This window comes from Litoreibacter albidus, assembly GCF_900107015.1.
GTDB lineage: Bacteria > Pseudomonadota > Alphaproteobacteria > Rhodobacterales > Rhodobacteraceae > Litoreibacter > Litoreibacter albidus.
Map to the genome: position 1 here is coordinate 110,217 of NZ_FNOI01000004.1, position 26,060 is coordinate 136,276.

Annotated in this window: 24 protein-coding genes; 12 read left to right on the forward strand and 12 right to left on the reverse strand. The window is 59.4% G+C overall.

The annotated features are described in order from the left end of the window. Positions 1-8 precede the first annotated feature (8 nt). Entirely contained in the window at positions 9-557 is a 549-nt protein-coding gene (locus BLW66_RS10955) for a TRAP transporter small permease (protein WP_089947199.1), read from the reverse strand. An 81-nt stretch (positions 558-638) separates the two neighbouring features. Beyond that, positions 639-1,643 (reverse strand): TRAP transporter substrate-binding protein DctP, encoded by a 1,005-nt coding sequence (gene dctP / locus BLW66_RS10960; RefSeq protein ID WP_089947200.1) that lies wholly within the window; start codon positions 1,641-1,643, stop codon positions 639-641. A gap of 210 nt (positions 1,644-1,853) precedes the next feature. Between dctP and BLW66_RS10965 the strand changes: the two genes are divergently transcribed. After that, a complete protein-coding gene (locus BLW66_RS10965) occupies positions 1,854-2,852 on the forward strand; it encodes a LacI family DNA-binding transcriptional regulator (protein WP_089947201.1) in 999 nt (332 codons plus the stop codon). 87 nt (positions 2,853-2,939) lie between these two features. Beyond that, positions 2,940-4,301, forward strand: a complete 1,362-nt coding sequence (locus BLW66_RS10970; protein WP_089947202.1) for a hypothetical protein — start codon at positions 2,940-2,942, stop codon at positions 4,299-4,301. A gap of 20 nt (positions 4,302-4,321) precedes the next feature. Here the strand turns inward: BLW66_RS10970 and BLW66_RS10975 are convergent, their stop codons facing one another. The 5 genes from BLW66_RS10975 to BLW66_RS10995 are packed head-to-tail and all read right to left on the reverse strand — an operon-like array spanning position 4,322 to position 8,747. Beyond that, complete coding sequence (locus BLW66_RS10975) at positions 4,322-4,810, reverse strand: DUF6505 family protein (protein ID WP_089947203.1); 489 nt, start codon at positions 4,808-4,810, stop codon at positions 4,322-4,324. Next, on the reverse strand, positions 4,807-5,508 hold the full coding sequence (locus tag BLW66_RS10980; protein WP_089947204.1) for a biotin/lipoate--protein ligase family protein: 702 nt from the start codon (positions 5,506-5,508) through the stop codon (positions 4,807-4,809). Before BLW66_RS10980 ends, BLW66_RS10975 begins: the two co-directional genes overlap by 4 nt. Next, positions 5,505-6,572, reverse strand: a complete 1,068-nt coding sequence (locus tag BLW66_RS10985; protein WP_089947205.1) for an Mrp/NBP35 family ATP-binding protein — start codon at positions 6,570-6,572, stop codon at positions 5,505-5,507. Before BLW66_RS10985 ends, BLW66_RS10980 begins: the two co-directional genes overlap by 4 nt. A gap of 7 nt (positions 6,573-6,579) precedes the next feature. Continuing rightward, positions 6,580-6,768, reverse strand: a complete 189-nt coding sequence (locus BLW66_RS10990) for a DUF6494 family protein (protein ID WP_089947206.1) — start codon at positions 6,766-6,768, stop codon at positions 6,580-6,582. Positions 6,769-6,791: 23 nt separating this feature from the next. After that, positions 6,792-8,747: a 4Fe-4S binding protein gene (locus BLW66_RS10995; protein ID WP_089947207.1), complete on the reverse strand. Its 1,956-nt coding sequence runs from the start codon at positions 8,745-8,747 to the stop codon at positions 6,792-6,794. Positions 8,748-8,980: 233 nt separating this feature from the next. Between BLW66_RS10995 and BLW66_RS11000 the strand changes: the two genes are divergently transcribed. From BLW66_RS11000 to BLW66_RS18230, 8 genes are all read left to right on the forward strand, one after another. Then, a complete protein-coding gene (locus BLW66_RS11000) occupies positions 8,981-9,550 on the forward strand; it encodes a DUF3305 domain-containing protein (RefSeq protein ID WP_244508628.1) in 570 nt (189 codons plus the stop codon). Further along, complete coding sequence (locus BLW66_RS11005) at positions 9,547-10,131, forward strand: DUF3306 domain-containing protein (protein ID WP_089947208.1); 585 nt, start codon at positions 9,547-9,549, stop codon at positions 10,129-10,131. Before BLW66_RS11000 ends, BLW66_RS11005 begins: the two co-directional genes overlap by 4 nt. Further along, a complete protein-coding gene (locus tag BLW66_RS11010) occupies positions 10,128-10,736 on the forward strand; it encodes a TorD/DmsD family molecular chaperone (protein WP_089947209.1) in 609 nt (202 codons plus the stop codon). Before BLW66_RS11005 ends, BLW66_RS11010 begins: the two co-directional genes overlap by 4 nt. Positions 10,737-10,804: 68 nt before the next feature. Then, positions 10,805-10,996, forward strand: coding sequence for a twin-arginine translocation pathway signal protein (locus BLW66_RS11015; protein WP_089947210.1), 192 nt, complete (start codon positions 10,805-10,807; stop codon positions 10,994-10,996). Between the two features lie 87 nt (positions 10,997-11,083). Continuing rightward, a complete protein-coding gene (locus BLW66_RS11020; RefSeq protein WP_089947211.1) occupies positions 11,084-14,086 on the forward strand; it encodes a formate dehydrogenase subunit alpha in 3,003 nt (1,000 codons plus the stop codon). 12 nt (positions 14,087-14,098) lie between these two features. Next, positions 14,099-14,692, forward strand: a complete 594-nt coding sequence (fdh3B, locus tag BLW66_RS11025) for a formate dehydrogenase FDH3 subunit beta (RefSeq protein WP_089947212.1) — start codon at positions 14,099-14,101, stop codon at positions 14,690-14,692. An 80-nt stretch (positions 14,693-14,772) separates the two neighbouring features. Further along, entirely contained in the window at positions 14,773-15,957 is a 1,185-nt protein-coding gene (locus tag BLW66_RS11030; protein WP_089947213.1) for a formate dehydrogenase subunit gamma, read from the forward strand. Between the two features lies 1 nt (position 15,958). Next, entirely contained in the window at positions 15,959-16,090 is a 132-nt protein-coding gene (locus BLW66_RS18230) for a hypothetical protein (protein ID WP_280140682.1), read from the forward strand. Between the two features lie 125 nt (positions 16,091-16,215). On the opposite strand, the gene BLW66_RS11035 is transcribed toward BLW66_RS18230, so the two are convergent. Continuing rightward, positions 16,216-18,489 (reverse strand): adenosylcobalamin-dependent ribonucleoside-diphosphate reductase, encoded by a 2,274-nt coding sequence (locus BLW66_RS11035; RefSeq protein WP_089947214.1) that lies wholly within the window; start codon positions 18,487-18,489, stop codon positions 16,216-16,218. 82 nt (positions 18,490-18,571) lie between these two features. On the opposite strand from BLW66_RS11035, the gene BLW66_RS11040 reads away from it, so the two are divergent. Then, the gene (locus BLW66_RS11040; protein WP_089947215.1) at positions 18,572-19,000 is read left to right on the forward strand and encodes a DUF1489 family protein; all 429 of its coding nucleotides are present in this window, start codon (positions 18,572-18,574) and stop codon (positions 18,998-19,000) included. Here the strand turns inward: BLW66_RS11040 and hisG are convergent. Genes hisG through hisS form a run of 3 tightly spaced genes read right to left on the reverse strand, consistent with a single transcriptional unit; the run spans position 18,977 to position 22,194 of the window. After that, positions 18,977-19,675: an ATP phosphoribosyltransferase gene (gene hisG / locus BLW66_RS11045; protein WP_089947216.1), complete on the reverse strand. Its 699-nt coding sequence runs from the start codon at positions 19,673-19,675 to the stop codon at positions 18,977-18,979. The genes BLW66_RS11040 and hisG overlap by 24 nt on opposite strands. Beyond that, on the reverse strand, positions 19,672-20,703 hold the full coding sequence (locus BLW66_RS11050; RefSeq protein WP_089947217.1) for an ATP phosphoribosyltransferase regulatory subunit: 1,032 nt from the start codon (positions 20,701-20,703) through the stop codon (positions 19,672-19,674). Before BLW66_RS11050 ends, hisG begins: the two co-directional genes overlap by 4 nt. A gap of 3 nt (positions 20,704-20,706) precedes the next feature. Next, positions 20,707-22,194 (reverse strand): histidine--tRNA ligase, encoded by a 1,488-nt coding sequence (gene hisS / locus BLW66_RS11055; protein ID WP_089947218.1) that lies wholly within the window; start codon positions 22,192-22,194, stop codon positions 20,707-20,709. A 102-nt stretch (positions 22,195-22,296) separates the two neighbouring features. Between hisS and BLW66_RS11060 the strand changes: the two genes are divergently transcribed. Beyond that, positions 22,297-22,500: a SlyX family protein gene (locus tag BLW66_RS11060; RefSeq protein ID WP_089947219.1), complete on the forward strand. Its 204-nt coding sequence runs from the start codon at positions 22,297-22,299 to the stop codon at positions 22,498-22,500. 2 nt (positions 22,501-22,502) lie between these two features. Here BLW66_RS11060 and dnaE read toward each other — a convergent pair whose 3' ends face one another. Then, positions 22,503-26,000 (reverse strand): DNA polymerase III subunit alpha, encoded by a 3,498-nt coding sequence (dnaE, locus tag BLW66_RS11065; RefSeq protein WP_089947220.1) that lies wholly within the window; start codon positions 25,998-26,000, stop codon positions 22,503-22,505. Between the last annotated feature and the right edge of the window lie 60 nt (positions 26,001-26,060).

Sequence of the window (26,060 nt, forward strand, 5' to 3'; positions counted from 1 at the left end):
ATTTGTCCTTACACGTCCATGTCTTCGAGGGGATTGGGGACCTTGGGCACCCCGATAGGGTCGCGCGTGGGGTCAAGGACCAAGCGCCCGAACACCCACAACTCCAGCGTGAGGCGAACAGCGAGGATGCCAAGCCCGACGGGCGCCGCGAGCTTCGAGGGCCATGTGGGGAGCCCTATGCCGATTGTGCTGTCCCCCAGTGTCCACGCCCGCATGAAGTGCGTCCATGTCCCTGGCAGGATGGCAAGGATCAGGAACAGCCCAATGCAGGTTGCCAACAGATGCGTGGCCCATGCCAACCGTCCGCTGAACGCGTTTTGCAACATGTCCATCCGGATATGCCCCGCTTGGCGGTAACAGTACGAGATGCACAACAGGCTGAACGTCACCATCGCAAGGGAGATGAAGTCGACCTGACCTTGAATTGGCGCATTGAACAATCGGCGCATCAAAACTTCGGCGGTGACAAGCACCATGACAACAAAGATCGTCAGACCTGCTATCCATGCGCTGAGATATTCGACCCGCATGAGAGCCCTATCTAGCTTCTCCAGCATTATGCCTCCTGCCGGCGTATGCCGGGCATGTTTTTGGGTGGGATCAAGGGAATGAACGGGGGCAGCCCCCCGTTCACCGCATCAAGGCTTAGCGTTCAGCACCAGATCGAGCAGCTCTTGGCCCGGCAGGCCTTTCGCGGCCATGTCGGCGACATAGGCATCCCATACAGGTTTGGCCGCCTCGTCACGCAGCTTGGCAATCGTCTCGTCGCTGATTTTCACCTCTGTCAGGCCGTGCTTTTCCAGATCGGGCAGATAATCCTCAGCCGCATTGTTCTGCGCCTTGATGGTCTCAGCCGTCGCGTAAGCTTTGGCATCTTGGAACAGGGCTTTCATATCGTCTGGAAGGGCTGCGTAAGCGGCCTCATTCCCGACCAATGTGACATGGGCGGTGCCAGCCGCCATTCCGGTTGTGTACCAGTCCGACAGCTCAAACAGCTTGTATCCGCCGTGCGCCGATGGCGTTGCAGCCACCGCGTCGATGACGCCTGTTTGCAGCGCGTTGTACTGCTCCGGCCCGCTGACATTCACGAGGCTTGCCCCATAGGACGCCAGCGCGTTGCCGATGCCACTTGTTGCCTTTAGCCGCATGCCCGAAAACCCCTCCAGATCTTCCGGCGGCGTCCCCTTGCCCATGACTTCATAGTTGGGTTGCACGACGGTCATCACCGGCACGATCCCCCAGCTTGCGAATTCCTTTTTCACTGCGGCGTTCTCATAAACCATGTCCGCGACCGCAACGCGGTCTTCCATCGTGTCGAGTGGCAGGAACGGCAGGTCCATCACCGATAGCAACGGGTTCTTGCCGGGGTGGTAGCTTGAAATGACATAGCCAAGCTCAAACGCGCCGATGGAGACATTATCGAGAACCTCGCGCGTCGGCGACAAGGTGCCATTATGGACGGTGATCTTCATGTTGCCGCCGCTGTTCTCATTCACATATTCCGCGAACTTCTCCCCAGAGACGCGAAATGCGGGGCTGCCATATAACGCCAGATCCCAGTTGATGTCTTGCGCTGACGCTGTTCCAACCATCATCAACATGGTGGCGCCGGCGGTGATCCCTTTGGCCAATTGAGCCTTCATTTGTCTTCCTCCCTTGAAATCTACAGATGCGAGCTTGCTCTCCGTCAATTTATGCACACGCGTGCAACAATCAGTGCGTACAGACCCACATACAGTCAAGTATAACTTTGTTTGACTGAATTATTTCAGTGAACGCGCAACCACTAATCATGTAGACAAAGGCCGCCCTAATGCTGCAATATATTGTGACACCTACCTAAAAGGCCTCCAATGTCAGATGTAAGAGTGACCGCCGACGATGTAGCGCTGCGCGCGGGGGTCTCCCGCTCCACCGTGTCGCGCGCCTTCTCGCCCGACCGACCTGTGCAAAAAGAAACCCGTCAACGGATACTGAAGGCCGCGGAGGAGTTGGGCTATCAACCAAATGCGCTGGCCCAAGCCCTGACATCGCGGCGATCACAGATCGTGGGAATCCTGATGGGGGAGTTGAGCAACCCTATTCATGCGGTTTTGCATCAGTCCTTGAGCCACGCGCTGCAAATGTGCGGCCTTATCCCCATCTCTGTGCAGATGGGGCCGGAAGACGACATCAAGCAAATGATCGCGACCTTTAAGCAGTATCAGGTCGGCGTTGTTATCCTCACCTCCATGAACATCCCCACAGATTTGGTCCGAACCTTTCAGGACGCCGGATTGCAGGTGCTTTTGGTGAACAGGGTAGATGAGGACGGCGTTACGGCCTCCGTCTGCGCGGATGTCACCCAAGGCGGTGCGCTCGCCGCGCGGCTTTTGGTTGAACGCGGATGCAAGCGCATCTGGGTGGCGAAGGGCGCCACGGGCAGCTGGACCAGCGAAGCCCGACTGGCGGGACACCTTGCCGGATTGCAGCGGCTCGACAGCGTGCCCGCTAAAGTCGTCGCGGGCGGCTACACCTATGCAGACGGCGCCGAGATGGCAGACGACATACTCGCCTCCAAAGAACCGCGTCCTGACGGATTGCTGTGCCCCAACGATCTGTTTGCCATCGGCTTCATGGACCGGCTGCGCAAAGCCAGCGGCGCATCATTTCCGGACGATATCAAGGTCGTGGGGTTCGACGACATACCTATGGCGAATTGGGAAGGGAACCAACTGACGACGATCCGCCTTCCCGTATCCGCAATGGCATCGCGCGCGGCGGACCTGATCACCCGAATTTCCACCAACGCCGAGGTGGTGGAAGAAAAGATATGGATACCCTGCCGTTTGGTGCAACGGGCGTCGGCGTAAGCCCTCCCCTGCGTAACTGGAAAGCCTAAGAACATCGACATCACGCCCCCCTCCCGCGCAACCAGACGCGACCGCCTTGGCGGCCAGATGATCGTCGGAACGCTGCTGACCACAGCCGCCTATGAGTTTACGGGCGCGCCCATTTTGTCCTATCTGGCGGCGCTGTTCACACTATTGGGCCTCGTGTGCTTTACACCGCAGGTGCCGCGCACCGTGCAGTTGTTTGTCGCCATCGGCGTCGGCTTGGTATTCTTCGCAGTCGGGACACTGGATGACTGGCAAGGCGCGGTCCTCACCGCCCTATCCCGCGCCAGCTTCATCGCGGCGTTCTTCACCGCCCTGACGGCCATCAGAAGCGCCGCGATTACTGATCCCAACATTCTAGAGTGCGGCCGTTTTCTGGTGAGCCAACCACCCGGGCGGCGCTACATCGCGCTCACCATAGGCAGCCACCTGTTCGGGTTATTACTCACCTACGGGTCGATTTCCCTGTTGGGCGCGCTGGCCACAGATACTGCATCCCTCGAGACCAACCCAGAGGTCCGCAGGCACAGAACCCGACGTGTCTTGATCGCAGTTCAACGCGGCTTCATCGCGACCTTGCCTTGGTCGCCACTTGCCTTTGCTTCCGCTATCACGCTTTCCGTCATACCGGGGGCGTCATGGGCGGACGCCCTGCCACTGACAATCGTGAGCGGCGTGTTACTGGCTGGCATTGGCTGGGGGCTTGATACAGCATTCAAGCCACGCCTTACCACGCCACCGCCAAAACGGGGACCAGCCGAGGGCGGCTGGTTTGAGCACATGAAGTCGCTCTATCTTCTGCTGTTGCTTCTTGGCCTATCCACCGCCGCCATTCACCTGATGACCGGCGTGCGCATCTTTGGCGTGGTGATGGCGCTGGTGCCCGCCGCGTCAGTCCTTTGGATCGCGCTTCAGCACCGTAACCGCCCCGCCCCGCTGCAAAACATAACCAGCCGCGTGCGGGCTTTCGCCACGTCCGACATACCGAACCTCAAGAAAGAGCTGACGCTTTTGACAATGGCAGGCTTCATCGGCTCACTGGGTGCCGCCACGCTCTCCCCGTTTATTGAAGGCGCAGGGATAAACTTTGCAGCCATGCCGACGTGGATATTGGTCCTTTGCGTTTTCTGGTTCATCCCCGTCACCGGCCAGCTGGGCATGAACCCCATTCTAGCGGTGTCGTTGTTTGCGCCGTTCCTGCCCTCACCGGACGTGTTGGGGATCGACCCCGCGATATTGGTCTGCGCAATGACGAGTGGCTGGGCACTTAGTGGCGTAACCTCCCCGTTTACGGCTTCGGTCTTGCTGATCGCGGCATTCGGCAAAGTCAGCCCGCTGCACGTCGGCCTGCGCTGGAACGGCGTCTATGCGTTGGTCTGCGGCGCGACGCTGTCTGTCTGGTTGTTTTTGCTGACTTACATCTGACCCCAGAAAGCGCGGCAGCCTTAGTGCGGGTCGTCGTCCAAGGAGCCGTGGATCGCGAATTGTTCCAGCCCAGCCGCTTGCGCCTCTATCGAGCGATAGCTTTCACGCACGCCAACCTCCGCAAGCTCCCGCGCGACGGTCAGCAAAGTATTCGCATCATGCTCTTCACACAGATCGGCCATCTGGGACAGCTCCTCCAACGCGACCTTGCGGGCGACGTCGATGCTGGGTGCGCCGTAAATCTCGACAAAATGCTGAGCGAGACGATCCGCCAAGACATCACGTTCCGCAGGTTCGATCTGGGTCACAGCCACAAAGCTGACACGACCAAAGGTCTCGCAGCCCATCCAGCCGTTCGCAAAGGCCTGCCGCGCCTTGCCCGTCAGGTCAGCCTCTGACCAGTTAGAGAACTCAAAGCCGCCGGAAATGCACCATTCCCCCGTGCGGGCCGGATTGTGAAACACGCGAGTGTCGCTTTCATCGAAGTGGATAGCGCGGGCAAGTTTCATGTGGCCTCCGTCAGCAGGTCAGTCAGGGGGATCAGTTGTGAACCCTCGTGGGTCTTCAACAGCAGACCCAGATTTTCATCAAGGCCAATGAACGTGCCTTGGCGTCCGACAACCGTCATTTCCGTGTCGCGCCCATGCGCCACCGCGAGCCAGTTGCGGTGCAACCGCGCTGGCCCATCATCTGCCCAAGCGTTAATTTCAACCAATGTGTGCCTGATCCACGCCTCAAGCAGGGTGACGGCGTCAACCTCCCCACAGCCTTCCGCGTAGAGTGCTGTGGCATCCATTGTGAGGCCGGTTTCTTCTGACGGAGGCCATAGCTCCAGCGACAAGCCAATGACCAGCCATTCGGGCAATTTGTCTGGATCATCGTTCGACGCCGCCATTTGCAGCCCACCGCAACGCGCGCCGTTCACGTAGATGTCGCCGTCCCATCCAAGGTGTACCGCGACCTCGGGCGGGGCCAATGCGCCCAACGCGTTTTGGAACCCCACACCGCAAAGCGGCAACATACAAGCCGCTTCACGCAACGGCACCTCCGGCGCAAGCACCACCGCTGCCCGTAATCGGTCGTGCGCCAGATCATAGGTCACCAAGCCCGCATCACACACATCTGCGGCCTTCGCGCAGGCGAGCGCGAACGGATCCGCGCCACCTGCATCTAAGCCAGTAAACAATGGCGGGAAGGATGGCGTCATGCGTGGCCTTGGGCGATCAATTGCTGCGCGACAGAGCGGAAGCCAGCAGCCTGCGCGCTATCAGGTTTAGACACCACGATCGGCGCCCCTCCGTCTGCCGCCAGTCGGATATCCAGATGCAGCGGAATTTCGGCGAGCAAGGGAACGCCCAGCTTCTCAGCCTCTGCCGCGACACCGCCGTGCCCGAAGGTATGTTCCTCGTGCCCGCAGTTGGAGCAGATGTGGGTCGACATGTTCTCTATCATTCCAAGGATTGGCGTGCCCAATTGGTTGAACATATCAATCCCCTTGCGCGCGTCCAAAAGCGCCACATCTTGGGGCGTGGAGACGATGATTGCGCCATTCAGCTGGGACTTTTGCGCCAGCGTCATCTGCACATCGCCTGTGCCCGGTGGCAAGTCCACGATCAGCACATCCAATGCGCCCCATTGAACCTGTGTTAGCATCTGCTGAAGTGCGCCCATCAGCATAGGCCCACGCCAGACAACGGCTTGGTCGTCATTGGTCATCAGACCGAGGGACATCATGGTCACGCCGTAATTGCGCATCGGTAGAATGGTTTTCCCGTCCGGTGACGCCGGTCGGCCCGACACGCCCAACATGCGCGGCTGCGACGGCCCGTAGACATCCGCATCCAGAAGCCCAACGCGACGCCCCTCCGCCGCCAATGCACACGCCAGGTTGGAGGCCACAGTGGATTTACCCACGCCCCCCTTGCCCGAAGCCACTGCAATGATGCGGTCAACGCCGGGTATTTTCTCGGGACCGGCGGGTTCCGCTGGGCGGTTGAGCTTCAGATCAGGTGGCGCGGATGGCGCGCTGTGCGCGGTCATAACAACGGACAGCTTTTTAACGCCATCCAACGCGCCGATCTTCGCCTCGACCTCATCCTTCAGCGCGCCGTAGGCGGCCGCGTGGTTGCCACTGACCTCCAACACGAAACGCACCGCGCCATCCTCTACGGTCAGCGCTTTGACCAATCCGGCCTCCACCAACGGTGTGCCGCTGACCGGATCGCTAAGTGTGTTAAGCGCGGCCAGTACATCCTCACGTGCAAGTGTCATATGCGGCTCAACCCTTGATCGTGCCGGTCACAACGTGTTCCAGATCTACACCGTCAACAGTCAGCACCACGCGTGCCTCGAATTCCTTACCTTCGGTGCCATCGGCGGTGCGAAAGGCTTCCTCGATCGCTTGCTGCGACGTCACGCCAACCTGCTTGAGGAACTTGCGCATGGACATGTTGAGATCATCACTCATTTTATCGTCTCCTGTAATCTGGGTTAGTGGTCTTTACGCTTGGACAGGTAATCGTCTGTCGTGCGTACAGCCGGACGCTCCGCGCCGGTAAATGGGTTATTTTGCGAATGGAATTGCGCCTGAACGCGGCAGTTGTCACACATCTGGATCATCCGCGATGTCGCGGAGTTGGCAAACATCGCGTGGTTGCCCGCCAACTTTTCCATGATCTTCTCGACAGTGGACTTCACCCCGAAGAGGCTGCCGCACTCAACACAGGCGAACGGCTCTTCTTCGTTCAACACCTCTTGGCTGAGGGCCGCGTCCGTTAGGTTCATCTGTGGCTGCAATGTAATCGCATCCTCCGGGCAAACATTGGAACACAACCCGCACTGCAAACAGGCGTCTTCTTGGAAACGTAGCTGCGGCATATCGGGGTTATCCACCAATGCGCCGGACGGGCATAGGGACACACAAGCCAAGCAGAGCGTGCAGGCGTCGGTATCGACGAGGACAGCGCCGTAGGGTGCATGATCCGGCAATGACAAGGTTTCCGCCTCTGGTGACAATGCCTTTGCGGACAGCCGTGCGATTTGGCGGCGCGAGCCGAGCGGCAGGATAGGGTTCGTCACCTGCGCCCCTGCCACGTCGCGGGCAAACAGATGCGCCGACAACGCATCGGGGTCCGCGATATCAAGCAAAGCGACCGCGTCAGCCGCGCCCATAGCCGCCGCCAATTCCGCCTGCGCTTGCAGCACGTCACGGTCGCTTTGGGGGGCCAAGACCACATCAACACCGGTGAAGCCCGTCGCCAATGCGGCAAGCATCTCGGCATGGCCAAACATGGCCAACGCGTCAATTTCCATTGGGATAACATGTGCTGGCAGGCCATCGCCGTAGCGCGCTGCGAGGCGGATCATCTCTGCGCCGTGCGCGTCATGCACCAGTAAAACGCCCCCCTGACCGCCAGCCTTGCGGTAGGTAGAGGCCAGTGCACTAATCCTACGGAACACATGATCCACGGGCGGCGCATCATAGCTTATGGCACCAGACGGGCACACCGCCGAACACGCGCCACAGCCAGCACAGACCAACGGATCAATCGTCACATGTTCGCCCGCCGGTAGAATCGCGCCAGTCGGGCAGACATTCAGGCAGTTTGAACACGCAGGCTGCTCCGCCCGCGAATGCGCGCAGAGCTGCGTCTCGAGCCGAATATGAAGCGGCTTCTCGAAGGTTCCGAGCATCTGGCTGGCCTCTAGAATGACGTCCGCCACAGCCGTTAGACTTGCAGGGTCGGCGCGCAGGTAGCCGTCACGTTTTTCATGCGCCGGAAACAGCGGCGTCTCGCCAGACAGATCAAGGATCACATCGCAATCCGACTGCGCCCCGTCGCGTGCCGCAGTCAGGGTCGCCGCGCCGCGTCCACCAGGCAGAACTTGTTGGAATGCATCGATAGAGACGTGAAACTGACCCAACGTGCCTGCTGTGCGGTGCAACCGGCCCACGCAAATATCATACCCACTCACGACGCGTACGTCTTCGGCAGATGGCACCAGCACCGTCACCGCAAGAATGTCGGACAATTTTTCAGCCGCCTCGAACGACGCCTCCGTGCCCCCGACGATGAGGCACACTCCGTCGGACACAACGTCCAGCGTCTTCGGCAAAGGTTGCCCTAACGCGGCATCAGCCACCAGCGCAGCCATCTTCGGGGCGGTGTCGCGCGTGTCGGCGGTCCAGCCGGCGCGGTCACGGATGTCAACAAATGCGGGCATTTCGGTGCCAAGCTCTTCGGCCAGATCGGCAAAACGCGGGACTTCCTGCTGGCAGGCGATCATGACATCGCCACCCGCCATCGCCTTGGCCGCGACATCTATCTCGGACTGGCAAAGCGCCGTGTGCAACTTGGAGCATTGACGGCCAGTTGCCACGCCCAACGCGGCCGCGTCGACAGCTTGCGTTCCCAAACAATCGCAGATCAGCAGAGTTTTTGTCATTTGGCCCCCTAACGGCGATATACGTAAGACGGAATGACATCGGATGAAAGACGATCCGGCGATTTAGGCCAACGATTTTCTCGCTGCTGTCTGGCGATGCCTCCGAATTGCTGCAGCGCGGCTGAAAAAACCGTTCAAAAACGAGTGTTCAATTCTACATGGACCTTTGAATTTCGCCTGAAATCAGTACACTGTCGTCGAATCCTAATTATCTACAGCCAGCGGGTGCCAGCTTGTCCTTCGTCTTCCCCAACTCCCAGTCCATCCCCGTTGGGGTTGTGATCCGCAAGTCACCGGGCGTGACGCGGTGGGCCAAATGGGCTTGGCGGGCGATCGATATGCTGCCAGGCGCGGGCCCTGCGGACTGGACGGTATTGCGGCGCGACGGCGACTCAACCGAATTCCACGCGGCCACCCTGCCCCTAGAACTCTATGTTTCAGACACCGAGGCCTATGTGCACGAGCTGCAAACGCGCCAGCCGTCGATCTATGTTGTGTTAAGCCCGAACGCGGCCTCAACGGATATCCCGTGGAAAGTTTCACTGGTCACGGCCTCCCCCTATGAGGCGCAAGATTACTGCGACTCCTCTGAGGTTTTGGTCGAGAAGCTGCCAATGCCGGAAGGTATGCAAGCTTGGGTCGGGGACTTCGTGAGCCGCCACCACGAAGAAGATGCCTTTGTGAAGCGCAAACGCAGGAATTGGCGCGACGATGACGCCGAGGACGGTATTGGTGATCCGCGCATATCAAAGGATAGTGACGTTTACAGCTCCCCGCGCCGACGCAGGGAAGCGCTAAATTGAGCCGCAATGCCACATTTTGGGAACGACGCCGCGCCGCCGTTCAGGCCGAGGAAGAGGCCGCCGTTGTCGCGCAGCAAGAAGCTGCGGACGCGGAGCATCAACAGGCCTTGGCGGAGCGGAGCGACGAGGACATCCTGTCAGAGCTTGGCCTGCCCCACCCAGACACCCTGACAAAAGGCGACGACTTCGCCGCGTTTATGGTCAAGGCCGTGCCAGAGCATCTGCGCAAACGTGCGCTGCGCAAGCTATGGCGCAGTGATCCGGTTCTGGCCTGTGTTGACGGGCTAAATGACTACGACGACGACTACCTGACCGGCAGCTTCAACAACGCCCCGATCAAAACAAACTATCAGGTCGGCAAGGGACTGCTGGAACATGTGTTGGATACCATGCGTCCGGATGAAGCAGCGACGCCAATTGCGCTCGACAAAGAGGACATTCTGGCCGAAGATGCCCCAAGGGAAGATCCGGTGGAGCTTGAGGAGGCATCCGCGCCAGACACGCCAACGGTGTTGGCGGAGGCCCCTGATCATAGCAAGCCACGCAGGATGGTGTTTTATTTCGACGGGGGCAGCACATGACAGTGGCGCACGCACATTCCGACATTGCCGAAGAGGACCGCCTGCGTGCTGACCTCTACAATTATCTTGGCCTAATGCTGGCTGGCCCACCTGACGAATTGCTATTGGCACAGACGGCAGACCTTACCGGTGACGCCTCCCCCTTGGGCGAAGCAATTGGCGGCTTGGCGCGGGTTGCAAAAGTGACAAAGCCGAAAGCCGTGAGCACAGAGTACAACGCATTGTTCATCGGCCTTGGACGCGGCGAACTTCTTCCCTACGCCAGCTACTACATGACCGGCTTTCTGAACGAAAAACCCTTGGCGAACCTGCGCGCAGATATGGCGGCGCTTGGCATCACGAGGGCGGAAAACACGTTTGAGCCAGAGGACAACATCGCCTCCCTGATGGAGATGATGGGTGGCATGATTGTCGGGCGATTTGGCGCGCCAGCGACTTTGCAACGCCAAAAAGACTTCTACAACAAGCACATCGGACCATGGGCCACGCATTTCTTCACTGATTTGCAGGGCGCCAAGGGATCGGTGCTTTATGCATCTGTCGGGGCCGTCGGCTCTGAATTTCTGAACATAGAGCAAGAAGCATTTCGAATGATGACAGGCTGACGGCCTGTCGCGCAACCGGCGGCAAGGGCCGCCTTATTATAAAGACAACGGGAAAAGGACGTAACAAAATGACCGATGAAAAACAGGGCACGACCCGTCGAAACTTCCTTAAGATTGCTGGCGCCGCTGCACCAGGCGCCGTGGCAGTCGCGACTGGCAGCGCTGCACAAGCCGCCGAGCCTGCGCAGGTCGATCTGGCGTCACAAACCATGCAAGACACCGAACACACCCGCGCCTACCTCGAAAGCACCCGCTTCTAAAGTAGTGCATGTTTCCGGCGCAACGCTGGGATATACAATCAAGATCAGTACCAAGACTGCGGCAAAGCAGATGTAGGGAGAACAACCATGCTGAGGAAAAAGACAAACGGCAGCGCACGCCGGTCCGCGAGACCAGCCGTCGCAAGCGCCTCTTCAACCACCGTTGACCGCCGGACCTTCCTGCGCGGCTCTGGGCTCGCAATCGGCGGCTTGGCCGCAGTTGCAGCCACAGGCGGTACTGTTTCGCAGGCCACAGCACAATCGGCTGCGGAGCGCGCGATTGAGATTAAGAAAACTGTCTGCACCCATTGCTCTGTCGGCTGTACGGTCATCGCCGAGATCGACAACGGCGTCTGGACCGGCCAAGAGCCTGGCTTTGATAGCCCGTTCAACCTCGGCTCGCACTGCGCCAAAGGCGCATCGGTTCGCGAGCACGCCCACGGCGAGCGTCGCTTGAAATACCCGATGAAGAAAGAAAACGGAGAGTGGGTTCGTCTAAGCTGGGAACAGGCGATCAACGAGATCGGCGACGGCATGATGAAAATCCGCGACGAGAGCGGGCCAGATTCTGTTTACTGGCTGGGGTCTGCGAAGCACAGTAACGAGCAAGCGTATCTGTTCCGCAAGTTTGCCGCGTATTGGGGCACCAATAACGTCGACCACCAAGCGCGCATCTGTCACTCCACTACCGTGGCTGGCGTCGCGAACACATGGGGCTACGGCGCCATGACCAACAGCTACAACGACATTCACAACTCCAAAGCGATGTTCTTGATCGGCTCCAACCCCGCAGAGGCGCACCCCGTTTCGCTTTTGCACATCCTGAAAGCCAAAGAAGAAAACAACGCGCCGCTGATTGTCTGCGACCCACGCTTTACCCGTACCGCGGCCCATGCCGACGAATATGTCCGCTTCCGCCCCGGCTCCGACGTGGCGCTGGTTTGGGGCATCCTGTGGCACATCTTCGAGAACGGCTGGGAAGACAAAGAGTTCATGCGCACCCGCACATGGGGCATGGATGAAATCAAAGACGAAGTGAAACGCTGGACGCCGGAAGAGGTTGAGCGCGTAACGGGCGCCCCGGGCGAGCAACTGGAACGCGTGGCACGCACGCTGGCCAACAACCGTCCCGGCACCGTGATCTGGTGTATGGGGGGCACTCAGCACTCCAACGGTAACAACAACACCCGTGCTTACTGCATTTTGCAACTGGCCCTTGGCAACATGGGGACAGCAGGTGGTGGCACGAACATTTTCCGTGGCCACGACAACGTGCAGGGTGCGACGGACTTGGGCGTTTTGGCTGATACATTGCCAGGTTACTACGGTTTGTCAGCTGGCTCTTGGGCGCACTGGGCGCGGGTTTGGGACGAGGACCTTGATTGGCTCACGGGACGGTTCTCCGACGCCACTGTGGGCGACACGAAGATGATGAACCTGACCGGTATTCCGGTCAGCCGCTGGATTGACGGGGTACTGGAAGACAAGGCGAACTTGGACCAGCCCGACAACACCCGCGCGATGGTTCTTTGGGGCCACGCCCCTAACTCGCAGACCCGCATGAAAGAGATGAAGACCGCGATGGAACGGCTCGACATGCTGGTCGTGGTTGACCCCTACCCGACGGTGTCTGCTGTTATGCAGGACCGCACGGACGGCGTTTACCTTTTGCCAGCCTGCACGCAGTTCGAGACACGCGGCTCCGTGACCGCTTCCAACCGGTCGCTGCAATGGCGCGAGCAGGCGATTGAGCCGCTATTCGAGTCCCTGCCCGATCATACAATTCTTGCGAAGTTCTCCGAGAAGTTCGGGTTCCACGACAAAATCTTCCGCAACATCGCGATCGAAGAGAACGGCGAGCCGAACGTTGAGGACCTGACACGCGAATTCAACCGCGGCATGTGGACCATCGGTTACACGGGACAAAGCCCTGAGCGCATGAAAATGCACATGGCCAACCAGCACACCTTTGACCGCACTACGCTACGCGCCAATGGTGGCCCCGCGGACGGTGACGTTTACGGGATGCCATGGCCATGCTGGGGCACCCCAGAGATGAACCACCCGGGCACCCCGATCCTTTACGACATGTCGATCCCAGTAGCCGAAGGTGGCCTGACATTCCGCGCCCGCTTTGGCGTGGAGCGGGACGGCGACAACCTTCTGGCCGAAGGCGTCTATTCCAAAGGCTCCGAGATCAAGGATGGCTACCCAGAGTTCACCATGAAAATGCTGATGGATCTGGGCTGGGAAGGTGATCTGACCGAGGAGGAGAAAGCCAGCATCAACAGCGTTGCGGGTTACCCCGAAGGTGCGCCTTTAACGACTGAACCAGCGGACACTGGCGACGCCGGCGCCAACGAAGAAGTTGGCGAGACGTCGCAGCAAGGTGAGCTGCCGTCCGACTACGACCAAGCCGTCGGCGGCGTGAACTGGAAAACCGACCTTTCAGGCGGCATTCAGCGGGTCGCGATCGCGCACGGTTGCGCGCCATTCGGCAACGCCAAGGCGCGCGCGGTTGTTTGGACCTTCCCTGATCCGGTCCCCCTGCACCGCGAGCCGCTCTATTCGAACCGTCGCGACCTCGTGGCCGACTATCCAACCTACGAGGACAAGAAGTTCTGGCGCGTGCCCACGATGTACAGCTCCATCCAACAGAACGACTTCTCCGGTGACTACCCGATCATCCTGACCTCCGGCCGCTTGGTCGAATATGAGGGCGGCGGTGAAGAGACACGGTCCAACCCATGGCTGGCTGAACTTCAGCAAGACATGTTCGTCGAGGTGAACACCCGCGATGCCAACAATCTGGGCATCCGTGACGGTGAGCAGGTTTGGGTCGAAGGTCCGGAAGGCGGCAAGGTCAAAGTTATGGCCATGGTGACAGAGCGTGTTGGCGAGGGCGTGGCGTTCATGCCGTTCCACTTCGGCGGGCACTTTGAGGGCAAGGATTTGCGCGACAAGTACCCAGAAGGCGCCGACCCATATGTTTTGGGTGAATCCACCAACGTCGCACAAACCTACGGCTATGACAGCGTAACTCAGATGCAAGAGACCAAAGCGACTCTTTGCAAAATCTGGACAGCATAAAGGAAACCAATCATGGCTAGAGCAAAGTTTCTCTGCGACGCTGAACGCTGCATCGAATGCAACGCCTGCGTAACGGCATGTAAAAACGAACATGAGGTCCCTTGGGGCATCAACCGTCGCAAGGTGGTCACCGTCAACGACGGGAAGCCGGGCGAACGCTCCATTTCTGTCGCATGTATGCACTGCTCCGACGCACCCTGCATGGCCGTGTGCCCTGTAGACTGCTTCTACCAGACGGCCGACGGCATCGTGCTGCACTCCAAAGACCTGTGCATCGGTTGCGGCTACTGCTTCTACGCGTGCCCGTTCGGCGCGCCGCAGTATCCACAAGCGGGCAACTTCGGGTCGCGCGGGAAGATGGACAAATGCACGTTCTGTGCAGGTGGGCCGGAAGAAAACCACTCCTCCGCTGAATTCGCCAAGTATGGCCGCAACCGCATTGCGGAGGGCAAACTGCCAATCTGCGCGGAAATGTGTTCCACCAAGGCGCTGCTTGCAGGGGACGGTGACACCGTGTCCAGCATCTACCGCGAGCGCATCGTTGCACGCGGCTTCGGCGCAGGCGCTTGGGGCTGGGGTACAGCCTACGATCAAAAAGGCGGCTAACCCCGCCCGTCAGGACTAAATTGAACGGGCGGCCAAATTCTGGCCGCCCGTCTTTTGCGAAACACTAGAGGATTGCTCAGATGCTTCGTCTATTTGCAGCTTTTTTGCTTATCTGCAGCCTTATGGCCCCCGCTTTGGCGCAAGAGGCTGCCCCGAACCCGCGCGCGGAAACTGGCGGGGCTCAAACGCTTGAAGACATTATGCGGCGCCAATCGGCGCAGCAGGTCGACGAGACCTTCCGCAGCTCTGTAACTGGTGACCCGGACGCCGCAGCCCCGACGACGGCGCCGCTGGGCACGCGTGGGGGCCAGTCCGATCCTGATCTGTGGCGCGCCCTTCGCTATGATACCGCCGATGTACGTACCCAGACACGTGGCCCTGCTGCGAAAACCTTGATCCAAGACGGCGGCATGTGGTGGTTGCGGTTCCGCGAAGGCCCGCTGCTGACCTATGGCGCGGCCCTCTTGGGCATAACGCTGGTTTTGCTGGCGCTGTTCTACCTGATCCGTGGGCGCATCCGTATTGACGGCGAGAAGACCGGCCGCACAATCACCCGCTTCACGAGTGTTGAACGCTTTGGCCACTGGTTGCTTGCAAGCTCCTTCCTGATCCTTGGCGTAACCGGCCTGATCTCCTTGTTCGGGCGAAAGGTGCTGATACCTGCCTTCGGGCACGATGCGTTCTCAACCGTCGCCATTGCCACAAAGTGGATTCACAACAACATCTCATGGGCCTTCATGCTGGCCTTGGTCATCATCTTTGTCTTCTGGATCGTCCACAACCTACCAGACAAGACTGACCTGAAATGGCTGGCCCAAGGTGGCGGTATTTTCGGGGGCGGACACCCGCCTGCGAAGAAGTTCAACGCCGGTCAAAAGCTCATCTTCTGGTCCACCATCGTGCTCGGCACATCCATCTCGGTCTCCGGTATCGCCTTGTTGTTCCCGTTTGAGTTCAACTTGTTTGGAGCGACGTTCAGCACGTTGAATGATTGGGGCGTTCCGGGCTGGGTCGGGCAAGACGCCCTACCCCATCCACTCGCACCACAAGAAGAAATGCAATACAGCCAGCTCTGGCACGCTATTGCGAGCTTCGTCCTCCTCTCCATCATCCTCGCGCATATCTACATCGGCTCCGTCGGTATGGAGGGTGCGTTCGATGCCATGGGCAGCGGCGAAGTAGAAGAACAATGGGCGCGCGAGCACCACAGCCTGTGGGTCGACGAGGTGAAGAACGCAGAAAAAAACCAAAGTAGGGAGACGTAGAATGAAGGCTTTTCTATGCGCTATGATTGCTTTGGTGGTCATCGCTTTCGGGGCCAACCAGATCCTGCTGAACAGCGGTTTCTCGGCCCAAGACACCACGGCGTCGCCCAGTAACGTTAGGCTTCACGACTGATCACGTAACCTGGAATCGCGGCACACGACCGCACTAAGGCCAGCTTTTACGACCTGTAAACCAAAAAGGGACGGAGCAACATGCTCCGTCCCCTTTGCGTTAGTTATTCCGTATCCCCTAAGTGGCTAGCCGCACTTGGAATGTCCACAGGATCCGCATGTCATGCACCCCTCGACCATACGCAGGTCGAACTGGCCGCAGCTCGGGCATGCAGGCCCGCGGCCCTCGGACAAGTTAACGACTTGCGCTTGGGGGTCTGATTTCAGCCCCATCCCCTCACCTTCGATGAAGCCGGTTGCGATCATGTGTTTCTCGATCACGCCGCCAATCGCTGCCAGAATGGACGGGATGTATTTCCCCTGCATCCATGCCCCGCCACGTGGATCGAACACCGCTTTGAGTTCCTCAACCACAAACGACACATCACCCCCGCGCCGGAAAACTGCCGAGATCATTCGAGTGAGGGCGACTGTCCACGCAAAGTGCTCCATGTTTTTGGAGTTGATGAACACTTCAAACGGGCGACGGTGGCCGTTTAACACAATGTCATTGATGGTGATGTAGATCGCGTGCTCCGAGTCGGGCCACTTCACCTTGTAGGTCTGCCCTTCGAGTTCCGCTGGGCGATCGAGCGGTTCGGACATATAGATAACATCCCCGTCTGTTGCCGTCTCGGGGTTCTCCGACGGTGTGGTGTCCGCGGTCTCGCTCACGCTCAAAACCGAGCCGGTCACCGCATTCGGGCGGTAGGTTGTGCAGCCTTTGCAGCCACTGTCCCAAGCTTCCATGTAGACGTCTTTGAAGTCGTCGAAGCTGATGTCTTCAGGGCAGTTGATGGTCTTGGAGATCGACGAGTCCACCCACTTTTGCGCCGCCGCTTGCATGCGCACGTGATCCAACGGGGCAAGGGTTTGCGCGTTCACGAAATAGTCCGGCAATGCCTTGTCACCAAACTTCTCGCGCCACAGGTTTACCGCATAATCAACGACTTCCTCCTCGGTGCGGGAGCCGTCTTTCTGCAATACCTTGCGTGTATATGCGTAGGCAAAGACCGGCTCGATCCCCGAAGAGACGTTGCCCGCGTAAAGCGAGATGGTGCCGGTTGGCGCGATAGATGTCAGCAGCGCGTTGCGAATACCGTGTTCACGGATCGCGTCGCGCACGTCCTCATCCATCATCTGCATGGTGCCGGACGCCAGATAGGCCTCCGCATCAAACAAGGGGAACGGGCCTTTTTCCTTCGCCAAATCAACCGACGCCAGATATGCGGCGCGCGCGACCGCGTGCAGCCAGCGTTCCGTCAGACGCGCCGCCTCTTCAGAGCCATAGCGCGAGCCAACCATCAACAAGGCATCCGCTAAGCCTGTGACGCCCAACCCGATGCGGCGTTTTGCGGCCGCTTCGCGGGCCTGTGCCTCCAGCGGGAATTTGGATGCGTCCACAACGTTGTCCATCATCCGCACGGCGACACGGACCAACTCGTCCAGTTTGGCCTCGTCCAGATCGGCCCCTTCTTCGAATGGACGATCGACCAGTTGCGCCATATTGATCGAGCCCAACAGGCAGGCCCCGTAAGGTGGCAACGGCTGTTCGCCGCAAGGATTTGTTGCCGCAATCTGCTCCACGTAGGACAGATTGTTGGCCTTGTTGATACGGTCGATAAAGATCACGCCTGGCTCTGCGTACTCATAAGTGCCGCACATGATTTTGTTCCACAAATCCACCGCGCGCACTGTCTCATAGACCTTCCCGTCAAAGACCAAGTCCCACGGACCGTCAGCCTTTACGGCGTCCATGAAGTCGTCGGTGATCAGCACGCTCAGGTTAAACATGCGCAGCCGTGCGGCGTCTTGCTTAGCAGCGATGAAAGCCTCCACGTCAGGGTGATCACAACGCATCGTCGCCATCATGGCCCCGCGACGCGACCCCGCCGACATAATCGTGCGGCACATCGCGTCCCACACGTCCATAAAGGACAACGGGCCGGAGGCATCGGCGGCGACGCCCTTAACATCCGCGCCCTTGGGACGGATGGTCGAGAAATCATACCCGATGCCGCCGCCTTGCTGCATGGTGAGTGCGGCTTCTTTCAACATCTCGAAAATACCGCCCATGTTGTCTGGGATCGTGCCCATCACAAAACAGTTGAACAACGTCACCGAGCGGCCTGTGCCCGCGCCTGCAATGATGCGGCCTGCGGGCAAGTATTTGAAATCTGACAAGGCGTTGTAAAACGTCTCTTCCCACGTGGCGGGGTCGCTCTCTACTTTGGCCAAGTCCTTGGCAATACGGCGCCATGTGTCCTCGACGTCCGCATCAATTGGCGCGCCTTTCGCGTCCTTAAAGCGGTATTTCATATCCCAGATTTGCGCAGCGATGGGGGCAGCGAAAGCGGTCATAACGGTCGGTCCTTAGCAAATGGGAATCGGATTGAAGTCAGCAGTCGGAGGACTACTATAGATAGCTACAGATAGGGAACCAATGGCATATACTAATCTCGTCAAGCTCAGTGTCGGCACGGAGAGCGTCGCCAACCTACAGGACTGGCAAAACATGCGTCGGGCAGAGTTGCCGGACGGTTTGCCGCGCCATGTTACCAGAATGTGGCCCAAACGCGAAGCGGAGTTGTTGAATGGCGGCTCAATCTATTGGGTCATCAAGGGCTCCATCCAAGCCCGCCAGAAGATTTTGCGCTTGGACGAAGTGATTGGCAACGACGGCATACGCCGCTGCGCCATCGTGCTGGAGCCTGAAATTATTCTAACCGCTGCCGTCTTGAAGCGCCCGTTTCAAGGCTGGCGCTACCTGAAGCCAGAAGACAGCCCGCCCGACCTTTCCGCGCAGCGCGAAAATGACGACGCCTTGCCGCCAGAAATGTCCGCCGCTCTAGCGGATATCGGTATTTTCTAGCCCAAGGACTTCGAGAAACCCGCTAAGATCGCAATCTGCCCAATCAGCGGACTTGCTCACAAACAACGTGGCTTGCGATGCCAGTATCGGCCCGTCAGACAGCATCCGCAGGTGGTTCGCCTCCAACGTCGCGCCGGTTGATGTGATGTCGGCCACCGCCTCAGCAGTCAGGTTCGCAACGGTCCCCTCCGTCGCACCTTGGCTGTCCACCAACTGGTAGTCGGCTACACCGTGGTGTTGCAGATATTCGCGCACCAAACGGTGGTACTTGGTCGCTATCCGCAGGCGAAAGCCGTGCTCTTTGCGGAATGCGGCGGCGGCGGCGTCCAGATCATCCACCGTTTCCACGTCGGACCAGAAGTTCGGCACGGCGATGATAAGGTCGGCGTGGCCAAAACCCATCTCGGCAACCGGCGTTACCTTTTCGGACCAAAGCGGGATTTTCTCGCGCACCATATCAGTGCCCGTCACACCAAGGTGGATGCGCCCTGCTGCCATCTCGCGCGGGATTTCGCCCGCAGACAGCAGCACAAGCGAAACGTCGTCCACGCCCGACACCTCAGCCGCGTATTCGCGGTCAGACCCTGTTCGCGCCAACGTCAAACCGCGCGCAGCGAACCACGCGAAGGTGTCTTCCATCAAACGCCCTTTGGACGGTATTCCCAGCTTGATCATTGCAGCGCCTCCAACAATTCGGGCCGGATCACGCCACCCACTGCAGGGATCGAGCGCCCCTGCCCCAGCATCCGCGTCAAAGCGTCATAACGCCCGCCCGTTGCAACAGGCACGGGTGTGTCACCGTGGAATCCGAACACAAACCCGTCGTAATATTCCATCGTGGTACGCCCGTAGGCCCCTGCGAAGTTCACACTCTCCACATCCACACCGCGTTTCGACATCGCATTCAAACGCGCCTCAAGCTGGTCCAGCGCGGGGGAGATCGCAGGCATATCCCCCGCAATCAGCCGCAACCGCGCCAAGGCTTTGGGTGCCACGTCAGCGACGCCGAGGATCGATTGGATGGCGTGTAGTTCCGTAGGGTCCAAGGGTGGCGTCTTCGCGTCTTCACGCAGTGCCGCGACGCGTGTTTCCACTTCAGCAGCGGAGCGCAGGCCGATCTCTGGCACATCGCTTGGAATATCGGCCACCACTCGAGTCGACGGAACGCTGAACCGGTTCAGCAGCGCGCGAAAGCGCTCAGGCCGCCACAGATGCCGCAGCAACGCACTGCGCCGCCGCTGTGTTGTCGACAACCCCGCCACGGCGGCGATCAAGATGCCAATGTCGCCGGTGTGTGCTTTCACAGGCGCATCCTTTAACGCGGATGAGAACAACGCAAAGACATCAGCATCAGCGCCCGCAGGGTCCGAGCCATCAAAGACTTCGTAGCCCACTTGCAGGAATTCCGATGGACGGCCATTGCCCGCCTCTTGCTTGCGAAACACCAGACCTTGGTAGGTGTAGCGCGCAGGCTCCGCCCCGTCTTCCATGTGCCGCTGCACAACCGGAACAGTGAAATCCGGGCGCAGCATTTGCTCACCCAACACGGGGTCGGAGGTCACATAAGCACGCGCGCGAATGTCCTCGCCGTAGAGGTCGAGCAAAGTGTCTGCGGGTTGCAGCACCGAGGTTTCTACCGGCACGGCACCGGCATCACGAAACAGGCACGAAAGCCGCTCTGTTTGTTCACGCACGCGGTCCATACTCTAGCCCAGCATTTTCTTGATTGTGGCGACCAGATCGGCCCGCGCAACTTCGCTTTGCGCAGGCTGGCCCTTCCATTCCTCTAGCGTCGCGGTCTTGGCAATCTCCGCGCCAAGCACCAAGTCTTTGACCTGCACAACACCGCGCTCGGCCTCGTCCGAGCCTTCGATGATAGCAATAGGAGAGTTCCGCTTGTCCGCGTATTTCAGCTGGTTGCCGAAGTTCTTGGGGTTGCCCAAATAAACTTCCGCGCGAATGCCCGCGCGGCGCAACTCCCCCACGATGCCTTGGTAATGCGCCATACGCGCACGGTCCATCACGGTAACGATCACCGGACCCACGGTTTCCTTGCTCATGCGGCCTTTGGCCTGCAACGCGGCCAGCAGACGGTCAACGCCGATGGATATCCCTGTGGCCGGAACTTCTTGGCCGGTGAAACGCTTGACCAGATCGTCGTAACGTCCGCCCCCCGCAACAGAGCCAAACTGGCGCGGGCGGCCCTTTTCGTCTTTTATCTCAAAGGTAAGTTCCGCCTCGAAAACGGGACCGGTGTAGTACCCAAGGCCACGCACAACGCTAGGGTCGATCTCGATGCGGTCAGAGTTATATCCCTGCGACGCCATTAGCTCCGCAATGGTTTCCAACTCCTCGACACCCGTCACACCGGTCTCGGATCCCGTCACCAATTCATTCAGCCGCGCCACCGTCGCAGCCCCGCTGTCACGTTTCGCTTGCATGAAGCCCATGACGATTTCCGCCTGCTCATCACTAAGCCCCGCGCCCTTCGTGTAGTCGCCGCTATCATCTTCGCGCCCCGCGCCAAGCAAGGCGCGTACGCCGTCCGTGCCAAGGCGGTCCAGCTTGTCGATGGCCCGAAGAACGATCCCACGTTCGGTCACAAATTTATCCGGATCGGACGGGTCCAACACGCCCGCCACTTCCATCACCCCGTTCAAAACCTTGCGGTTGTTCACGCGCACAATGTAGTCGCCGCGCGGGATGCCAACGGCTTCCAAGGTATCCGACAGCATCGCGCAAATCTCGGCGTCAGCGGCGACCGAGGACGCGCCCACAGTATCGGCGTCGCACTGGTAAAACTGGCGGAAGCGCCCGGGCCCAGGTTTCTCGTTGCGCCAAACCGGCCCCATCGCATAACGGCGGTAGGGCGTTGGCAGATCGTTGCGGTTCTGCGCGTAGACACGGGCCAGCGGCGCGGTCAGATCATAGCGTAGCGCCAGCCAATCGGCGTCCTCGTCTTCTTGCCATGCGAACACACCCTCGTTAGGGCGGTCGACGTCGGGCAGAAACTTGCCAAGGGCCTCAACGGTTTCTACGGCGCTACTTTCCAGTGCCTCGAATCCGTAAAGCTGGTAGACTTCTGATATCTGGTCCAGCATCGCCTTGCGCTGAGTGACCTCCGCGCCAAAATAGTCGCGAAACCCTTTCGGGGTGACGGCTTTAGGGCGGGGCTGCTTTTTGACTTTGGCCATGACACGCTGTCCTGCTTGTATTGTTTGGCCAAGGCTTTACCCCGCAGCCCTTGCGGGGGCAAGCAAAGCGCCATATCTGCGACATGAAAACCGGAGGATACAATGACTGACACGACCCAGCTGGAAGAGAAAATCGCCCATCTGACCCGCACGGTCGAGGATTTGTCCGATATCGTTGCGCGCCAAGAGACTGAAATCGCAACCCTGACCCGTCGCGTGGAAATGCTGTTGCAACGTTCTGCGGAGCAGGAACTCGACGTCGGCGGCACTGCCGTTTTAGCGGATCAACGCCCGCCGCATTGGTAGGGCTAGACCTCTTCCACCATCACCACGCCGCCTAGCGACTTGATCGCGCCTTTTACCTGCGGGTTCACTGCGAAGCGGTCGCCAAGTGATACCTCGACCTCCCCCGGCAAGTCCGGTGACATCAAGCACAGCGAGACGGGGCCGCGTGAGCGGATTTTCGGGTCTTGGCCCGACCGCTCCAACACCGACGCAATAGCCGCAATCGCGCTGTCGTCTTCGACAAATATCTTAAGTCCGATGGACCCCGCGTCCGCCACGGCGCCGTCCACAGGCTGCGCGCCGCGACACAACAGCTTCAACTGCTCGGATTCCAGCGTCGCCTCGACGGTCAGCACCACATTGGCACCTGTCACCATATGCTCGCCGGATTTCTCCAACGTGTCGGAGAAGACGGTGACTTCGAATTGCCCCGTCGGATCTGAGGCCTGCACGAACGCGAACCGGTTGCCCCGCGCCGACTTACGGTCCTGACGCCCAGCGATGTTCGCCGCAAGCTGCGCGACGAACGGCCCACCTTGGGCGCGGTTCTCCACCTCTGTCAGGGTCATCACGCCTTTGCGTTTCAGCGACAGCATGTAGTCATCCAGCGGGTGGCCCGACAGGTAGAACCCAATCGCCTTGAACTCCTCCATCAACCGTTCTGCGGGCAGCCAGTCATCCACTGGAGACAAGCGCGGCTCTGGCAGGTCATCGCCTGCCTCGCCAAACAGCGATACTTGGTTGGAATTGCGCTGCTCGTGGATCGCGGCGGAATAGTTCACCAACCCGTCGAGCGACGCGAACACACGGTGGCGGTTCGAATCCAGCTGATCAAACGCGCCGGAGCGCGCAAGCATTTCCAACGGGCGTTTGCCCACACGTTTCAAGTCGACGCGCCGCGCCACATCATAAAGCGTGGTAAACGGCGTGCCGTCGCGCCCTTCAACCACCAGCTTCATTGCCTCGACACCGACGTTCTTCAACCCGCCAAGCGCGTAGACCACGCAGCCGTCCTTCACAGTGAACGTCGCATCAGAGCGATTCACGCAAGGCGGCACCACCTCGATGTCCATGCGTTTGGTGATCTCGTCGAAATACACCGCCAACTTATCGGTAAGGTGCAGATCGCAGTTCATCACGCCGGCCATGAACTCGACGGGGTGATTGGCCTTCAGCCAAGCCGTCTGGTAGCTGACCACCGCATAGGCGGCGGCGTGAGATTTGTTAAAGCCGTAGTTGGCGAATTTCTCCAACAGGTCAAAGACCTCGCGGGCCTTCTTGGCGTCGACGCCGTTCTCCTTGGCGCCTTTCTCGAATTTCGGACGCTCCGCATCCATCGCCTCTTTGATCTTCTTACCCATCGCACGGCGCAGCAAGTCGGCGCCACCAAGCGAGTAGCCCGCCATAACCTGAGCGATCTGCATAACCTGCTCTTGGTAAACGATGATGCCTTGGGTCTCGGCCAGAATGTGGTCAATCGATGGGTGGACGGACTCTAGCTCTTTGGTGCCGTTCTTCACCTCGCAATAGGTCGGGATGTTCTCCATGGGGCCGGGGCGGTAAAGCGCCACCAGCGCCACGATGTCCTCAATACATGTGGGTTTCATGCGCCGCAGCGCATCCATCATGCCCGAGCTTTCCACCTGAAACACAGCAACCGTTTTGGCGGCGGAATAGAGGTCGTAGGATTTCTTGTCGTCTAGCGGGATCGCACCAATGTCGTTTAACGCGCCTTCCGGCGGCTCGAACAAGGTGTTGCCTTCGGCGTCGATATGCAACGGTCGCAGGGGCGTGATCAGGTCGATGGCGTTTTGGATGACGGTCAGCGTTTTTAGGCCCAAGAAGTCAAACTTGACCAAACCGGCTTGCTCGACCCATTTCATGTTGAACTGCGTCGCTGGCATGTCGGACCGCGGGTCTTGGTACAGTGGCACCAACTCGTCCAGCGGACGATCACCGATCACCACACCCGCCGCGTGGGTCGAGGCGTTGCGCAAAAGCCCCTCAACCTGTTGGCCATAGTCTAGCAGGCGTGCGACGACCTCCTCGTTCTTCGCCTCCTCACGCAGCTTTGGCTCATCGGCGAGGGCCTTCTCGATCGACACCGGCTTGACCCCTTCGACAGGGATCATCTTCGACAGGCGGTCAACCTGCCCGTAAGGCATCTGCAACACCCGCCCGACGTCGCGCACCGCCGCCTTGGATAGCAGTGCACCAAAGGTGATGATCTGCCCCACCTTGTCGCGGCCATACTTTTCCTGAACGTAGCGAATGACTTCCTCGCGGCGGTCCATGCAAAAGTCGATATCGAAGTCGGGCATGGAAACCCGTTCGGGGTTCAAGAACCGCTCGAACAGCAGGGAGTACCGTAAAGGGTCCAGATCGGTGACGGTCAGCGCATAGGCCACCAGCGACCCCGCACCGGACCCACGGCCCGGACCCACAGGGATGTGGTGGTCCTTGGCCCATTTGATGAAGTCGGCCACGATCAGGAAGTAGCCGGGGAACCCCATGCCCTCAATGATGCCCAACTCGAATTCCAGCCGCGCCTCGTAGTCTTCAACGCTGGCCGCATGGGGGATCACCGCCAGCCGCGCCTTCAGCCCCTCTTCGGCTTGGCGGCGCAATTCGACCACCTCGTCATCGGCAAACTTCGGCAAAATCGGATCGCGTTTATACACTTTAAACGCGCAGCGTTTGGCAATCTCGATGGTGTTTTCCAGCGCCTCCGGCAGGTCGGCGAACAGCGTCGCCATCTCTTGTGGCGACTTGAAGTAATGCTGCGGCGTCAGACGGCGACGACCTTCTTGCTGGTCCACATACGCGCCCTCAGAAATACAGATGAGCGCGTCATGCGCCTCGTACATGTCGGGTTTCGGGAAGTACGCGTCATTGGTGGCCACCAAGGGCAAGCCCAGCGCGTAAGCCATCTCCACATGGCCGCGCTCCGACTTTTGCTCAGCTTCCGGCAGCCCGCCATCTACCGGATGACGTTGCAATTCCACATACAGCCGGTCTGGGTAAATTCGCGCGAGATCACGCATCAACTGGTCAGCCTTGGGCGTCTGTCCCGCCCTAAGCAACCGACCGATGGGGCCATCCGGCCCACCCGTCAGGCAAATTAACCCTTCGCTGTGCACATCCAACTGCTCCACCGAAACCTGAGGCAGCGCACCATCGGAATCAATGTAGAGGCAGGAATTCAGCTTCATCAGATTTTCGTAGCCGCGCTCTGTCTGAGCAAGCAAAACGATAGGTGCAGGCGCCTTGGGGCGCTCCCCTTGAACGGCCTTTTCATAGGTCAGATCAACCTGACAGCCGATGATAGGCTGCACACCCTCTCCCGACGCGTATTCGGAAAACTCTAAGGCCGCAAACATGTTGTTCGTGTCCGTCAACGCGACGGCGGGCATGCCTGCCGCTGCGCACAGGCCGGGCAGCTTCTTCAGGCGCAACGCCCCTTCCAGAAGGGAGTATTCGGAGTGGGTGCGCAGGTGAATGAATCGGGGGGAATTGCTCATGCCGCTACATTAGGTTGCGCTAAGCCCGCCGAAAACCCCGAAACGATGATCGTCAGCGCC